This window comes from Imperialibacter sp. EC-SDR9, from assembly GCF_902498805.1.
Taxonomy (GTDB): domain Bacteria; phylum Bacteroidota; class Bacteroidia; order Cytophagales; family Cyclobacteriaceae; genus Imperialibacter.
The window spans coordinates 48,391-65,815 of the sequence record NZ_LR701604.1; the positions used below are offsets into that span (position 1 = coordinate 48,391).

The 17,425-nt window shown below is 47.7% G+C and carries 8 protein-coding genes; all 8 read left to right on the forward strand.

The features are described 5' to 3' along the window. The first annotated feature begins 91 nt into the window (after window positions 1-91). On the forward strand, window positions 92-1,270 hold the full coding sequence (locus GC130_RS22290; RefSeq protein ID WP_152000576.1) for a DnaJ domain-containing protein: 1,179 nt from the start codon (window positions 92-94) through the stop codon (window positions 1,268-1,270). Between the two features lie 70 nt (window positions 1,271-1,340). Then, window positions 1,341-2,948 carry a M1 family metallopeptidase gene (locus GC130_RS22295; RefSeq protein ID WP_152000577.1) on the forward strand — a complete coding sequence of 536 codons (1,608 nt, stop codon included), beginning with the start codon at window positions 1,341-1,343 and terminating at the stop codon, window positions 2,946-2,948. After that, window positions 2,945-3,406, forward strand: a complete 462-nt coding sequence (locus tag GC130_RS22300; protein WP_193217952.1) for a GNAT family N-acetyltransferase — start codon at window positions 2,945-2,947, stop codon at window positions 3,404-3,406. The genes GC130_RS22295 and GC130_RS22300 overlap by 4 nt, the downstream gene beginning before the upstream one ends. Window positions 3,407-3,593: 187 nt before the next feature. Continuing rightward, complete coding sequence (locus GC130_RS22305; protein ID WP_152000579.1) at window positions 3,594-4,007, forward strand: DUF3052 family protein; 414 nt, start codon at window positions 3,594-3,596, stop codon at window positions 4,005-4,007. Window positions 4,008-4,157: 150 nt separating this feature from the next. Next, window positions 4,158-5,996 (forward strand): peptidase M61, encoded by a 1,839-nt coding sequence (locus GC130_RS22310; RefSeq protein WP_193217953.1) that lies wholly within the window; start codon window positions 4,158-4,160, stop codon window positions 5,994-5,996. Window positions 5,997-6,113: 117 nt separating this feature from the next. Continuing rightward, window positions 6,114-7,697: a tetratricopeptide repeat protein gene (locus tag GC130_RS22315; RefSeq protein ID WP_152000580.1), complete on the forward strand. Its 1,584-nt coding sequence runs from the start codon at window positions 6,114-6,116 to the stop codon at window positions 7,695-7,697. Between the two features lie 49 nt (window positions 7,698-7,746). Further along, the gene (locus tag GC130_RS22320) at window positions 7,747-9,342 is read left to right on the forward strand and encodes a tetratricopeptide repeat protein (protein WP_193217954.1); all 1,596 of its coding nucleotides are present in this window, start codon (window positions 7,747-7,749) and stop codon (window positions 9,340-9,342) included. Window positions 9,343-9,477: 135 nt separating this feature from the next. After that, on the forward strand, window positions 9,478-17,425 hold a 7,948-nt coding region (locus tag GC130_RS22325), incomplete at its 3' end, for a hypothetical protein (RefSeq protein WP_201568452.1).

Below are 17,425 nucleotides of genomic sequence, written 5' to 3' on the forward strand. Positions count from 1 at the left end.
CTCTCCCACACCGTTATCAACAACAAAATGCCTCCGACAATCGTTTTTCACGGATAATCGCTACATTCATTTCTCAGAACCGAATTTCCACGTGCGCAATTACTACGAAATACTGGGCGTTCCCGAAGAGGCGGGACATTACGAGATCAAGGCGGCCTTCAAAAAGCTGGCCATGATGTACCATCCCGACAAGCACGCCGGAGATCCCACCATGGAGGAGCGCTTCAAGGAGGTTAACATGGCCTACCAGGTACTCTCCGACCCTATTCAAAAGGCCAACTACGACTACCGGTTCAAATACAGCGTACCGACTTACGAATACACCCCTCCCTCACAAACCTACGAAACGAGGCGACCCCCGTACGCCAGACCAGGCAAAAAGACCACCTATTCGTATGAGGAGCTCAAGCGCAACAACAAGGGCACCCTGTGGGCCTTCGGTTTGTCGCTGGCGCTGGCCACGGTCATCATGGCAGCCATGCAAGCTTACGCCTTCTACCAGAACCTCAAAATGGAAGCGCTGCTGGATGAAAGAAGAGGCATTTTTGATACGGCAGTAAAAGAAGCGGAGCTTGGTCATGTGGACGAATCGTTGAAAATCCTCTCTCCTTTTGTGACCTTCTATAGAACCGAAGAATATATCAAGGACTTCAAAGAGTCGCTACTATCCAAAGTGATTCACGACGGCGACGTATTTTTCGAAGCAAATGACTACGGCTCTGCCCTCGAAAGCTACCTGATTGCTGAACCCTACCTGATTTACCAATCCTTTGACTTCAAGCTGAGGCTGGCCCAGTGCTACAAAGAAACCAGCCAATTCAACGCAGCCATCGACACCTACACCAATCTGTTGCAGTCGGGGTTGCAAAAGCGACACATACTGAAGAGCATGGCCGAGATTTACCGGGATAACCTATCGGATTATGAAGCGTCGCTCGACTACTATCACAAAGCAGCAGATGTCGTCATCAATAGTTACATCTCGTCTTTTGGCGAAGCCTACATCATTCTGATCCACAGTGGCAATGTGGGGCGGGAGGACCTCGATATATTCCTTGGAGAAGCAAGAGGCTACCTGCTGGTGGGCAATGTGGAGCAAAGCCTGCACGAAACCAAGTGGCTGGCCAATGTGTGGCCCAAGGCCCAGGAAATCTACCTGCTGCGGGCCGACTGCTACCAGGCTGTGGGTGATGAGAAGGTGGCTTGCCAGTACAAAAACCTCGCTGCCAGAATTGCCCCACTGCCGGAGGGCGTGGCCGCCTGCCGTTGAGGTATTCTTTAGCTGTGTGATTTAAAACACTCGTTTTTGCATTACTTTTAGGGCTGTAACTATACACAGCATGAACCCCATTCTCTATACCCTTGCTTTTGTACTCACACCCTGCCTGCTCTTTGGCAGCGATCCCTACCCGTTGAACCCCGCCATCGATGTGCAACACTATGCCTTTAGACTGCAGCTGTCGGAAGAAACCAATCAGGTGAAGGGCAAAACGGTGATTGAGGTATTGCTGAAAAATGACATCGAAGCCTTTTCGCTGGACTTGCAGAACGAAACAGCGAATGGCGGCATGAAGGTGACGGAATTGAAAGTGGATAGAAGGGAAAGCACCTTTTCGCACAACAACAACCGCATCCGCATTAACACCAGCGGCAAAGCCGGTGAAACCATCAGAGTCACTGTTCAGTATGAGGGAATTCCGCAGGATGGGCTCATTATTGGCACCAACCTCTTTGGAGAAAAGACCTTCTTTGGCGACAACTGGCCCGACAGGGCTCATCAATGGTTGCCCACCGTGGATCATCCGTCGGACAAGGCCACCTGCGAATTCATCATTGAGGCGCCTATCTACTACCAGGTGGTGGCCAATGGCAGGCTCAAAGAAGAGACTGTTCTTTCAAACGACACAAAAATGACTCACTGGATCGAGTCAGTGGCTATTCCCACGAAAGTAATGGTGTTTGGTGCAGCTACCTTTGCCGTGGATCATGTGGGTTCAGTTGGTAGTATTCCTGTGTCATCGTGGGTATACCATCAAAACAAGAATGCCGGTTTCTACGACTATGCCCCGGCCAAAGAGATACTGGCCACGCTGCAGGACATCATTGGCCCCTACCCTTTTGAGAAGCTTGCCAATGTGCAGTCGAAAACGAAATTTGGCGGCATGGAAAACGCCGGCAATATTTTCTACTACGAAAAGTCGGTGTCGGGAGAACGCAGAATTGAAGGCCTGATCGCCCACGAGGTAGCCCACCAGTGGTTTGGCAACTCAGCCAGCGAAAAGGACTGGCACCATGTGTGGCTCAGCGAAGGGTTTGCTACCTACTTCACCCAGGTGTACATGGAAAAGACTTATGGTAAAGACAGCCTTCAAATTGGAATGAAAAGGATGCTTCCCAAAATTGATGAATACCATGCCAAAAACCCTACTTCGGCGATTGTAGATACCACCATTATCGAGTTAAAAAAGCTTCTGAGCCCAAACACCTACCAAAAAGCCGGCTGGGTGCTGCATATGCTCAGGAAGCAGGTAGGCGACGAGGCGTTCTTTGACGGTGTGCGCACTTACTACGACACTTACAAATTCTCCAATGCACTCACGAGCGATTTTCAAGCCGTGATGGAACAAGCCAGCGGACAGCAGCTTAGCTGGTTCTTTGATCAGTGGATTTTCCAGCCATTGTTGCCCGAGCTTTCGCTGAGCTGGAAGTACTGTAAAAAGCTGCACAAATTGTCGGTTGAAGTGAAAAGCCCCGGACTAAGTAAGTTGGTCAGGCTCCCACTGGAGGTGGGAATCAAAGGTGCCGATGGAACTATCAGCACAATCAAAACAATAGACGTGTTTGGGGAAAGCACATCAGTCGAATGGGACATCGCTGAAATGCCCACCGGTGTCGTCGCAGACCCGAACGTATGGCTGCTGGCCAAAGTGAAGGTAGTTGGGAAATGAAAATCAGAAAGGGTACCATCGAGGAAGTGGCTGAAGCCTCGCTTCACATTCCTGAACTCCACGATCCCTACAAAACGGCCGTGTACCACCAGCGCCTGGGCAACACCCCTCACCTGATTCTGGTAGCGGAAGCAGACGGCAAAGTGGCAGGTTTCAAAGTCGGCTACGACAGATACAAAGACGGAAGCTTCTATTCCTGGATGGGCGGGCTGCTTCCGGCCTACCGAAGCCAGGGCATTTACCAGGAACTAACCGCCACAATGGAGCAGTGGGCTTCAGAAAACGGCTATACCCACATGCTTCTCAAAACAAGAAACAAGCTCAAACCTATGATTCGGTTTTGTCTGTCGCAGGGCTACTATGTAAGTGGCTTTTCGGAACACCCGGATCCTATGGAGTCAAGGATTTATTTTAGGAAGGAACTTCAAGTGAAGTCACAAAACGCAAACGCCAAATAACAAATAAGCACCAATGCCGAAACTCAAAATCTCAAACTACCCGTCTTTCTGTTTTGATTTTGGTGCTTCGAATTTGTTATTTATTTAGGTTTTGCTTTTTGTCTTTTGGAATTTCCAGATGACTATTTGTCAAAGCAATTAAACTAGTTTACATAAATTAGTCTCCGTTACAATAAACTGACACACCATGGCTGGCTACTCAGGCACTCCTCTCGCTAAAAAACTGGGCATCAAAGAAGGAAGCAAAATGCTTCTCGTCAACCGTCCGTCACATTACTTCGAATTATTTGAGGACTTTCCAAACGATGTGCTGGTCCATGAATCGCAAAGTGTTGACTTGTATGACATCATTCACTTTTTCACCACCAGCAAAGACGACCTCCACACACAACTGCCGAAGCTAAAGGACAAAATAGAGCAAAATGGCATGATTTGGGTCTCCTGGCCCAAGGGGAAGTCCAAAATACCGAAGGATCTTATCGAAAACGACATCCGCAACCTCATGCTTACCATCGACATGGTGGACGTGAAGGTCTGTGCCGTTGATAATGACTGGTCGGGCCTCAAAGGCGTTATTCGGGTAGAAAAGAGGAAGGTTTGACGTTTTTTCACCATAATAAATGTTGAGCAACAAAAAGTATTTAGCTTAATTGCGCCCTTCTTTTGCTTGCAACTTTCTAAAACAACATGGCTTTCATTAAATGATCCGCAATCTGGTGACAGGAATGGAGCCCAAACACAAAAACTCTCAATGAAAAAGTTGACTCTTTTCTTAGGTGTGCTTCTCACCTGGAGCTCCCTTTCTGCTCAAACTACTGGCTACAAAGCATTTCTCGACCTCAATGTCGTGAAGAACGACAAGGTGAAAGTGATTATTGAACTACCTGCTGTTTCTGCATCCGAAATTGAATACCAAATGCCGAAAATAGTGCCCGGCACGTACAGCATATACGACTTTGGCAGGTTCCTTTCCGACTTCAAAGCCTTTGACATCAATGGCAACGAGCTTGCGGTTGACTCGCTGGATCAGAACCGGTGGCTGATTAAAAATGCCTCTTCTCTCGCTAAAGTGGAGTATTGGGTAGAAGACTCTTACGACACCGAGCAGGGCAACACAGTATTTGAGCCGGCTGGCACCAACATTGAAGAAGGCAAAAACTTCGTTATCAACACTTTCGGGTTCTTTGGCTATCTCAAGGGAATGAAGGAAGTGAAGTACGAAGTAAATATTTCGTATCCCGAAGGATTCTATGGTGCCACGTCGCTTCAGGCGACCAAGTCCGAAAACAATACTGACACCTACATCGCCGACAACTACTTCAACCTGGCCGACGCACCGATGATGTATTCGGTGCCGGACACCACGACCATCAATGTGGGGGGCGCCGAAATTCTCTTTTCTGTTTATTCACCCAACGGCCTGCTTACTGCTGAGTTTGTAAAAGACAATGTGAACCAGATACTGGAAGCTCAGAAAAACTATTTGGGGGGAACATTGCCCATTAAGAAGTACGCTTACATTATCTATCTTTTTGCAGGGCCATCACAATCCGGTGCCCTGGGCGCACTAGAGCATTCGTATTCCTCTATGTACAGCCTGCCAGAAGTGAACCCCAAGTACCTTACTCAGCTGATCAAAGATGTATCGGCCCATGAGTTCTTCCATATCATTACGCCACTTAGCATCCATTCTGAAGAAATAGGAAATTTCAATTTTATTGACCCAAAAATGTCGAAGCACCTTTGGATGTACGAAGGCGTAACTGAGTACTTCGCCGGACACGTGCAATTGGCCGAAGGGCTTTTTGGCATCGACGAATACCTCTCCAAGATTGAAGAGAAGGTGGTTAACGCCGCTGGCTATAACGACACAGTGCCCTTCACTGTTATGAGCAAGCTTTGCCTCGACCAATACAAAGATCAGTATGGCAACGTATACGAAAAAGGCGCACTGATAGGGCTTTGTCTGGACATCAGGTTGCGGGAGCTTTCCGGCGGCAAGTACAGCGTCAACCAACTCCTAAAAGACCTGTCAAATGAATACGGCAAAGACAAGTCTTTCAAAGACGATGAGCTGTTCGATAAAATCACTGAGCTTACGTACCCGGAAATCAGGGAGTTTTTCAGCACCTATGTGGAAGGGAACAAGCCTTTGCCCCTGAAAGAATACCTGGCCAAGATTGGCGTCAGCTTTACTCCTGCCCAGGCAAAAATGGAACCTTCAATGGGAAATATTTCTTTCGGCCTCGATCAGGAGAGCGGTCATTTGGTGGTAGCAAAGGCGGACAATCTGAACTCATTTGGAGAAGACATGGGCTACAAGGAGGGCGATCACCTGCTGGAGTTTGATGGCATAGCCCTTACGGTACAAAACTTTCAGGAGGCGGTAATGGCCTACAAGGAAAGCCGCAAAGAGGGCGACAAGATCACGGCACTAGTACAGCGGGAAGTGAAACCTGGCAAAATCAAGAATGTGAAGCTGAAAGCGAAGGCTATCATGGTGAAAACACAATCGCCTCCATCCATTGAAATGATGGAAAACCCTACTCAGCAGCAGCTGGACTTGCTGTATAGCTGGATGAGTAAGTAGGCTCACACCATACCGCTACATTATTGAAGCCGCTGTGACAGATCATAGCGGCTTTATTTTTGTCATTTAGAAGTTCCCTTGCTATTTTGAGGGTTCATTTTTTAATCAAGCTGCCTAATGTTGAAGCTGCCCGGGCTACTAATATTTTTCATCTTTATTATTGGCGACGCAGCTGCATCTGGCAACAATGTCGACAGCCTTAAAGTGGTTTTGTTAAAGACCACCGATGGCAAGGCACGAATTGACCTCTTCACAGAGATTGCCAACCAATTCAGAAACAAAGACGGTGACTCAATGAGGTGGTATGCCGAGCAGGCGCTGTTACTCACCAATGAAAAAACTTCGCCTATTGCCATCGTGAAAGTGCTGAATCTTATAGGCATTTACCATTTTCAAACAGCCGCCTACGACTCTGCCATCTATTATTTTGAGCGAGGCATACCCAACGCACAGCTGGCAGGCGACACGGCACAGCTGGCCAGTTTCCTCAACAATATTGGACTTTGCTTCACTTATAAATCGGCCTACGACAAAGCCATCGACTACCATCTACAGGCGTTAGCCATAAGGGAGGCCGCAAATGACCCCAAAGTGAGCTCCTCTTACAACAACCTGGGCATTACCTACGATCGCATGAACGACCTGGAAAATGCCGAAAAATACCAACTAAAGGCGTTGGCGCTTAAAAGGCAGGAAGGTCAGCGGCTTCCCCTCGCCAATAGCCTGCTGAACCTGGGCATCATCAAAAGGAAACAAGAACAATACAAAGAAGCCATTGTCTACTACGAAGAGTCGCTCGTTATTGCCAGGGAGTTCGACGACAAGAAAAAAATAGCCAACGCTCTGAACAATATCGGCTCGGCCTATGTATCGTTAAAAGACTTCCGAAAAGCGGCAACATACTTTGAGCAGTCTATCGCACTCAAAAGAGAAATCGGCGATTTACAGGGGCTGGCCAGGTCTCTCGGCGAGTTGGCAGAAATAAGGGCCTTTTATGGAGATTTTGCCAGAGGAAGAGCTCTTTTACTGGAAGCAGAGGCCATTGTAGCCAATCTCGGCTCCAAAGAAATAGAGCATCTCACCTATGCTAACAGGGCCGACATTGAAGAGATGGCTGGGAACTACAAATCAGCCCTGGAGTTTGAAAGAAAAGCGTCAGACGTGTGGCGTGAAATGGTAAGTGAAGAGAAAAACGAGAAGATCGCCGAACTGGAAGTCGCATTCAACACCGCCCAAAAAGAAGCGAAAATTGATAAGCTATCGCTATTAAATAAAATAAATGAAGCGGAAGCAGCCAATGAAAGAGCATGGTTTATAGCCTCTGTGGTTAGTCTGTCAATGCTTGTGATTGGTCTCATGATCTTTGCCGTTATGCAAGGGAAACGCCGAAAGGTGGAAATGACGTTGCAAGAACACCAATTTGATGCCTTGCAAAAGCGTTATGTAGACCTGCTGGAAGGCCCTATGGCCACAGAACTTGCTGTAGATTTTGCCTCGATCAATGATAAACTTGTAGACCCGCTGACTGAGCGGGAGTTCGAAGCATTTACACTTAGCCTGGCGGGCAAAACAAACCAGGAGATTGGTAACAACCTGTTCATATCGATTAATACCGTTAAGTTCCATTTAAGAAATGTCTATGTTAAATTAGGCGTAAGTAACCGAAAAGAGGCAGTCGAGTATGTGGTTTCCAGTTCGTGAGAAAGGTATATCTCTATTAGTAGTTATTCTTTTAATCAGTATTCACTGTTTGGCACAAGGCATTACTGTCGACCGCCTGAAAGACATGGTCAAGGCAGAGGAGTATGAGCGGGTGGTGGCCGTCGCAAGTCAGTTGCTCGGAAACTCAAAAGACCCACTTGAAAAAGCCAGGCTCTACCAGCTAAAAGCTGATGCTTTGTACTACATTAACAACCTTCCTGAGTCGCTTGAAAATTACCTTTTTGCCCTTGAAGCTGCGTCAAAGTCGGAAGTAAGCGACCTCCTGCTAATGCTCGAATGCAACTCCCATGTTGGCTTTTGCTACCGGGAGCTGGGCATCTACTCCAAAGCGCTCGACTACTATTTCAAGGCACTGGACTACGCAATTGCATTACAAGATTCGACAGAGCTGGCCACTGCCTATTACAACGTGGGCTCTGGCTATCAGTCACTTGGCGACTTTGCCAACGCCATTGACTACACCAATAAAGCCTACGAAATCGACCGGGTCAAAAGAGACACCTCGGCCATTGCATTTGATTTAAAGCAAATGGGTGTGCTTAGTGAGGAAAATGGCAACTACAAAAGAGCTATTGCTCATTACAAGGAATCCATACTGATGCACATGAAAGGTGGTGGCAATGCCAACTCAGTTGCCGAGCGAATGAACAGTATTGGGTTAGCATATCAGCAACTAGGCATGATGGACAGTGCGCTGTACTATGTACAACAATCGCTTCAGGCCCACCAGGCACTCAACGACAGCATCAACATAGCGGAACGTTGGGTGAACATAGGCTCCATCTACAACCAGCAAAAAAGATACCGTGAGGCCAGAGGGTTGGCGGAACTGGCCATGCACTATTACGAAGGGCTGGAACAAAGTGAGCACCTGTCTTCGGCGAGACTAACACTGGCGGAAAACTTTATGCTGACCGGCCAGTTTGCACGAGCCGAAGCCCTGCTGACGGAGAACCTTAACTTTAGTAAAAAGAACCAACTCCTCACTCAGTTGAAGGACAGTTATGGCTTGCTCGCTGAGGTAAAGGAATACAAAGGTCAGTATATGGAAGCTCTTGATGCATTCAAACAATACAAGCTACTGGAAGACTCCACCCTCACACTTTTTAACAGAAATGCCATTTCCGAACTCAATATCAAATATGCAGTGGATGTGAAGGAGCAAGAAAACACTATCCTCCGGCTTGAAAATGAGGTACAGCAAAGCGAGATAGCCGGCCAGGATGTTCGTGAAAGGTGGCTCCTGTTTTCACTCGCTATCGTCGTTATTTCACTCGTGTCGATTACGCTGGCTTTGATGTCGAGGTATAAAGCCAAGCGGCTACAGTTGGAAGCCGAGGTAAATGAAATGCGCACAAAGATAAAGGTAGTACTTAATCAGGACACCCAGGCGCTGAACATGGAGCTTGACGACATTAATCAACGCCTCTCTCAACCACTTTCGGAGCGTGAGTTTGAAATACTCACCCATGCCCTGAGCAATCTCAATAACTCCGAAATTGCCGAGAAGGTATTCGTTTCAGTGAACACTGTGAAGTATCATTTGAAGAATATCTACGAAAAATTAGGCGTTACCAACCGCAAGGAAGCGCTACAGTTTGCATTAAGCACTCCAAAAGAATAAAATTCAATTCCTTAATTATCAGATAGTTAAAAAAACTACCCACCCGGGTAGGTAGGAAACTACCCGGGTGGGATAGGCTCATTCTTTTGTATTGACAGCAACTTCACTGGCATAAATCGCTAAAACCTTTATGCCATGAAAACCTTTTTACACTTAAAGTATTTTTTGCTGGCCTTGTTGACGACTTCCAGTCTGCCGATGGCTCAAAGCCAGTCATTGTCGTATGAGTCTTACTTTGATTTTTCCAATGGTCTGACCCTCAATGCCACCACGTTCAGCGTGGCTGCCCAGGATGGTGGTCCGACCGGGATCGAATTCAGCCCTGACGGAATGACAATGTTTGTAGTAGGCACTGTATCAGATGCAGTACATCAGTACAGCTTATCTATTGCTTTCGACATTACTTCCACTGTTTTGCTTGAAGGGTCATTTTTAGTATCAGGCCAGGACCACGTTCCGCTAGACGTAACCTTCTCACCCGACGGAAAAACCATGTTTGTATTGGGCAATAATACGGGAAGCGTATATAAATATTCGGTTTCTACTGCATTTGACATCACCTCAACCGTTACTTACACGAACGATAGTTTTACGTTCAGCGGATTCGAGCATGACCCTTACGCAGTCGCATTTTCAAACGACGGCATGAAAATGTGGGTAGGTGGATCGGGGCGTGATATCGATCAGTATGAGCTCACGTCTGCCTTCGACATCACTTCCGTGTCTTTTTCCCCGGAAGGCAATACGGGAGGTCTTACCGACTACCTGGTGATGGATTTTCAGTTTAGTTCAGATGGATCAAGTTTGTTCGTGCTGGATAGGGCACTGGGCAATGCACACACGATCAATGAATACCAGCTCGCTGTTCCGTTTGATGTACTTTCCGGGATGGTCAAGCAGCCATTGAATTTCAAAATTGGTTCGGAGGAAACATTTCCTTACGGTTTTACATTCTCAGCTGGTGGCAACCGATTGTATGTGGTCGGATATACCGGCGATGATGTAAATCAGTATGAGTTGAAGACACCTCTGATCAGCGAGGGGCTGGCCAACGACGGTAGTATTACTGACATCAGAAAATCTTTTTACCTGTCAGATGAAACATTCAACAATGCAGGTGGGGTGCTCGACTATGATGTGCATTATACTATTGACAATCTCCCGGCAGGGCTGTCTCCGGCACTAAGTATCTCTTCGGACGGAAAGTCTGCAAGTCTTTCGTTTTCCGGTACCGCAAATGACCACCAGTTTTCAAATTCCGTTGCCGATCTGGAGTTTACCTTTGAAAACTCTGCCTTTGTGGGTGGCAACGCTTCGGCAGTTTCTAATGCTGTGGCAGCCAACTCAGGAATCAAAATAGCTTTCAGGGACAATACGACTCCGACTCTCTCCTACGGTAACTACGGGCCCATTTCCAAGGCCATTCCGTTCGAAAATACGCTTTCAGTTTCAGGCGAGGACACATCACCTGAAGGAATGGCATTCAGTAAAGATGGTACTAAACTTTTTGTGGTAGGCACCATTGGCGACAAAGTATATCAATATACCCTGACCACCCCATTTGATGTTACCTCGGGAGCAAGCTATAGTGGTTACTCTTACTCCGTTGCAACCAACCCAACAGGCATTGCATTCAATTCGGATGGTACGACAATGCTTATACTGGGTTCAACTGGCAACGCCGTTTACCAGTATTCACTATCTACAGGTTTCGACCTTAATTCCACTTTGGCGCCAGTTGGCAGTCCGTTTAGTGTAGCAACCCAAACCACCAGCCCGAGCGGAATTGCCTTCAATGACGATGGCACAAAGATGTTCATATCAGGCTCCGATATTTATGAGTACAGTCTTTCCTCTTCGTTTGATATTAATTCCTCCGTTACTTACAGGTCTACTTTTAACATACCAAGTGGTGCACCAGTGGACGTCGCATTTGACCAAACTGGCATGGCATTGTATACCATCTTTTCCAATGCCTTATACAAATATTCACTTTCAGCGCCCTATATGATCTCTCATGGTTATGACGACGGGTTACTTACTTTTACCAACAATTTCGAATCGTCGACAAGAGGGATTGCGTTCAGTGCAGATAGGTCAAAATTGTTTTTATTAGGGAGTAGTGTTGATGACATCACTCAGCTTCAACTCTATGCGGATCAATTCAACGAATCTTCCTCTAATAACGGAGCTGTTGACGATGCGCTTACTATTCGTATTGCCGACGACAGATTTACTCATGGTGGCGGCACGCTTACACAGGGTGTGGACTACACCCTGACGGGCATGCCTTCCGGGCTTAGTCCTGTTCTTTCTGTTGCTTCCGACGGTCTGTCTGCCAGCTTGTCGCTGTCTGGTTCGGCCATCGCACACGCCGCTGCCAATAGTGTTTCGGATCTGGTGTTTACATTTGCCAACTCTGCATTTACAAGCAGCGATGCAGCGGATGTGCTCAACGCTGTTGGTGCCAGCAGTAACTATAAAATATCTTTCGAAGACCCATTCGCCCTGGCATATAACGCAGGTGCCTTTGATGTGAGCGGCGATTTGAATCTTTCAACAAGTTACTTTAGTCTGATAAGCTATGGCACCAATACCCACGGGATAGCTTTCAGTGCCGACGGCATGAAAATGTTTGCAGTAAATTCTACTGATAAGGAAGTCAACCAGTTCAGCCTCACACAGCCATTCGTAACCACTTCAGGCGTAACTTCGGACGGATCTCCTTTCAGCGTCTCTGCCCAGGATGTCTTTCCCTACGGAGTTCAGTTCAGCAACGACGGGCACAAGATGTTTGTGCTGGGAGGTTCAAGTGACGATGTTCTTCAGTACTCTCTCTCCAACGCCTTTGATATTACCTCCGGTGCAAGCTACGACGGTATTCGCTTCGACATCAGCCAGGAGAGCACCACCACCACCGATCTGTGCTTCAGCGCTGACGGTAAGAGAATGTACGTGGTAACCAATGCGAATGTTTTTCAGTACAAATTGACAAAGCCGTTTGACCTTTCCGGATCCGCCACTCTAGAGTCAAGCTTCTACATCGGCGGCCAGGAGGGCGACGCCCAGGCGGTCTATGTTTCGCCAGACGGCACCAAACTAATGGTGCTGGGAAAAAACGGAGACAAAGTTTTTTCCTACGACCTGGCGGAAAAATTCAACGTCGCCACAGCGACTTACAACTACAAGTTCATTTCTGTTTCCGGTGTCGACTCTTCCCCCACAGGATTCACCTTTAGCCCAACCGGCTCCCTCTTTGTGGTGGGATCTAACTACAACAGGGTTGGCATGTTCAATCTTTTCAGCCCTGACTTCTCTGAAAGCGCAGCCAATCAGGGTGGCATGGACGGATCGTTTAGCATTGGCGTAATCGGCGACAAGTTTGCCAATGCAGGCAGCACCCTGGCGCATCCTACCACCTTTTCGCTGTCGGAAGTGCCTGCAGGCCTCACACCGATGATGACGGTTTCAGCCGATGGGCTCACCGCTACCCTGACTTTTGCCGAGTCGGCCACGAGCCACCAAAACTCAGATAACGTTGAAAACCTTGAGCTCACACTCAAAAATCCGGCACTTGTGTCAGGTGTGGCCGCTTCTGTGCTTAACTACCATTTTGACCTGGGCGCTGGCATTAATTTCAATAACAACCCCCAATTAACTTATGTAAACGGTTATAATCTTACCCATGGAGCAGATTTTAACGATAAGTTTAACATTTCGAATAATGAGGGTGGACCCAATGGTATCGCCTTTAGCAACGATGGCATGAAAATGTTTGTAGTGGGGACGGGAGATGATGAAATAAATCAGTACAGCTTAAGTACTGCTTTTGATATTACGGCAGGCGTCTCATTCGACGGCATACGCAGTCATGCTGATGCAGCTCCTTCAGGCATCGTGTTTAACAACACTGGTAGCAAGATGTATGTCGTTGGCTACGGTGGCAAAGCCGTTTACCAGCACAGTCTGTCCACCCCTTTTCATGTTACGTCGGGCGTATCCAACGACGGAAGCTTTAGTGTCAACGCACAGGATCTCACACCGCAGGGTCTCGCCATCAGTACCAATGGCGATAAATTATTTGTAGTGGGAGGCGTCAATAAAAAAATATTTCAGTACAGCTTCAACAACCCATTTGACATCGCCGGAGGAGTGACTTATGATAATGTTTCTTACGATGTATCGGCGCAGGACAATTCCCCAACAGAAGTTACCTTTAGCCCTGATGGATTCAAGATGTTTGTCATCGGCCTGGCCAATGATCAGGTGTATCAATATAGTTTGACCACCCCTTTCAATATATCCTCAGGAGTGACTTACGACAACATCGCTCTGGATGTGCGGGCTGAGGAACAAACGCCCTACGGGTTCGCTTTTGGAAAAAACGGAACCCGGCTTTTTGTGGTTGGCACTGCGGGCAAGGAGGTCAATCAATACGACCTGACGGTAGACGGCTTTAAAGAGTCAGCAAAAAACAACGGTGAAGTGGACGGCTTACAAGGCATACAGCTCACCTACGACACATTCGTAAATGCGGGGAGCACGCTCTCTGAAAACACGCACTATTCAGTCACAGGTTTACCAGAAGGGTTAACGCCCGCCATTTCGGTAGGACCTGGAGGAACATTTGCCACATTGACACTTTCGGGTAAAGCACCCGAACACCAGGATGATGACAATATCGCCAATCTGGTCATTAGCTTTACCGATGGTGCTTTTACCACTAACCCGGCGGCTGGTATTTACAACTCTACCGATGAATCGATCGAAGGCATCGACTTCCGGGACAATAGTCCATACCTCGTCTATGGCAACCAGTATGATTTCGAAAATACGACCCATGCGGGCAATTCAGCAAGCCATGAGACAGAAGACGCCAGTATGCTGGGTATGGCATTCAATCCCTCAGGCACAAAAGTGTTTCTGGTAGGTGCCGAGCATGATGCCATATATCAGTACAGCCTCACGACGCCGTTCGACGTAAGCGCAGGTATGACTTTTGACGGTAGTCCGTTTAGTGTTGCAGATAAAGAGACAATACCTACAGGTTTAGCTTTCAGCAACGACGGCACCAAAATGTTTATCGTTGGTGGGGCGGATGACGTAATTCAATACAGCCTGACTACGCCGTTTGATATCACCAACGGTGGCAGTTATGTTGACTCTTTCGACTTTTTCGCAAAGGAATCGGGTGCATCAGGCATCACTTTCAATAACAACGGAACCAAAATGTACATCATCGGCTCGAATGATGACGAGGTCAACCAGTTCAGCTTGGCAACCCCGTTTGATATCACCTCCGGTGTTACGTTCGACGGAAATCCGTTTTATTTCGGAAACTATCAGAATAATCCTCATGGCCTGGCATTCTCCCCTGGCGGAAACAAGCTTTTTGTCCTGGGTAGCAGCGGCGACGAGGTCAGACAATTTGATCTCGAGAACCCTTATGACATCACTTCAGGAGTGTCGGAACCTACAAGGCTGTCAATTGGAGGAGAGGACACGTCCCCTACCGATTTGGTCATCAGTCCCGACGGGTTGAGGATGTTTGTGATCGGTGCATCCGATAACGACGTCAATCAATATGATTTCAAGTATAGCGGCTTTACAGAGGGCAGTAAAAACGATGGCAGCCTTAGTGGTTCACAAACCATCCTGGTGGTGGACGATTCCTTTACCAACGCTGATGGTGACCTTATCCAGGGAACACATTTCAACGTTAGCAATCTTCCTTCTGGCTTGACTCCAGTTTTAGCTGTAGCTGCTGATGGTTTTTCAGCCGAACTGACATTCACTGGTAAAGCGACAAACCACCAGAATGACGACGGCCTCGAAGGGCTGCAATTCACATTCAACAACGCTGCCTTTTCGGGCGGAAATGCATCAATCGTAACGAACGCAGTCGCTGCTACCACCGCATTTGATCTGGACTTCAGGAACAACCTTCCTGCTGTTTTCTACGGAGATGTTTTTGATGTTTCGAAGGCGGTAAGTGCAGGGACACCCCTGGATATTAGCAGTGAAGACAGCTACCCGAGCGGTATCGCATTTAATAGTGACGGAACCAAAATGTTTATTGCCGGGGGCAACAATTCTCTGGTGTTGCAATACACACTTTCGACACCCTATTTAATAACAAGCGGAGTGAGTTATTCAAGTTCCTTTAATGTTTCGGCTGAAGACGAGTATCCAGAAGACCTTGCATTTTCGACTGATGGAACCAGGATGTTTGTACTTGGCGGCGACAACTATACAGTTTACCAGTACAATCTAACTACCCCATTTGACGTCACTTCAGGTGTTGCCTATAGCGGCCATTCAGTTTATGTTGAAGATGAAGACAGTTCGCCTTATGGATTGGCATTCAGCCCTGATGGCAGCAAAATGTATATAGGAGGTGGCAACAACTACGCCGTGATTCAATACAGTGTAGGCAATGCTTTCGACTTGTCGTCGAGCGTGGTATTCGACGGTAATCCGCTCATTACAGAAGAAGAAGACTACAGCCCAACGGGTTTGGCATTTTCGCCTGACGGCAGGTTCCTGCTCATCTCAGAAGACAGTTACTACGGCATAATGCTGTACCGCTTGACTGCTCCTTTCGACATCACTCAGGGTGCCACTTACGAAGAATATCTTGACCTTGATACCGATGGCGTTTATCCGACAGCCGTAGCAACAAACCCCGCAGGTTCAAGAATATTTGTTGCCGAAGGAGACAACGGAAGTATCGTGCAATACAACATCGATCTCGGCGGCTTTACCGAGGCAGCATCCAACGACGGTACCGTAGAAGGATCAATGAAGCTTAATATGGTGGACGACACCTTTACCAGCCCGGGTGGAATATTGGCCTTCGAGAGCGCTTTCTATATCACCAACCTGCCCGATGGTCTTGTCCCATCATTCGCCGTAGCCGCCGACGGCTATTCCGCCACATTGACATTCAGCGGCAAAGCTGAGGTGCATCAGGACGCCACCGATATTTCCGGGTTGATCTTTACTTTCAACAACAGCGCCTTCGTCAACAGCAATGCGGCAAACGTTGACAATGCCGTGACCGCCAACAGTAGTATTGGCATCGACTTCCTGATCAACACAGAAAATGACATCCTGGAATTTGTGCTTACTGACCAGGTGGATGTTGCCGAAATAGACGACGACAACCATACGGTGAACATGGAAGTGGAAGCTGGTACCAGCCTGACATCCCTGGCACCTACCATCACTTTGTCTGACGGTGCCACCAGCGATCCCGTCAGCGGTATGTCGCAAAACTTCACATCAGCAGTGAACTACACCGTCACCGCAGAAGATGGAACAGAACAAGTTTGGGAAGTAACCATCACCGAGCAGCAAGTCGCACCTACTGACATCCTCCTCTCTGAAATAACAATCGATGAAAACAACTCGGTGGGAGATGTCATAGGAACATTGAGTGCTGTGGATGGCAATACATCACAAACGCACCTCTACACATTCGTGGCTGGTGAGGGCGACGCTGACAACGGATCGTTCCAGATTAATGATGATGCGCTCAAAGCCGACGAAGTATTTGACTTCGAAACCAAAAGCGAATACCTCATCAGGGTACAAACCGACGACCAAAACGGAGGGCTTTTCGAAAAAGCATTGGTGATTACCATCAATGATGTAAATGAAATACCCACAGATATTGCGCTGGATAACACTACGGTGGACGAGAGCAACCCCGTGGGAACTGTTGTGGGCACAGTGTTCACCACTGATGAAGACAATGGACAAACACATCTCTACAGCCTGGTAGCAGGCACGGGAGATGAGGGCAATAGCTCATTCGTCATAGCCGGAAATCAGCTAAAAACGGCTGTTGTTCTGGACTTTGAAGCTCAGGACACATACTCGGTTCGGATAGAAACAGACGACCAGAATGGTGGTACTCTGGAGGAAGTGTTTATCATTTCGGTGAACGATCTTCCTGCACAGGTAACTTCCCTCACCCTGGACAACCAGTCGGTGATGGAAAACCTGGAAGCAGGTGCGGTTGTGGGCAACCTAACTACCACAGGCGAGGACTTGTCTGGGTCGTACACCTACACCCTGG

Coding starts and splice junctions, on each gene's coding strand:
- GC130_RS22295 (WP_152000577.1), top strand. CDS start 1,341: ATGAACCCCATTCTCTATACCCTTGCTTTTGTACTCACACCCTGCCTG.
- GC130_RS22300 (WP_193217952.1), top strand. CDS start 2,945: ATGAAAATCAGAAAGGGTACCATCGAGGAAGTGGCTGAAGCCTCGCTT.
- GC130_RS22305 (WP_152000579.1), top strand. CDS start 3,594: ATGGCTGGCTACTCAGGCACTCCTCTCGCTAAAAAACTGGGCATCAAA.
- GC130_RS22310 (WP_193217953.1), top strand. CDS start 4,158: ATGAAAAAGTTGACTCTTTTCTTAGGTGTGCTTCTCACCTGGAGCTCC.
- GC130_RS22315 (WP_152000580.1), top strand. CDS start 6,114: ATGTTGAAGCTGCCCGGGCTACTAATATTTTTCATCTTTATTATTGGC.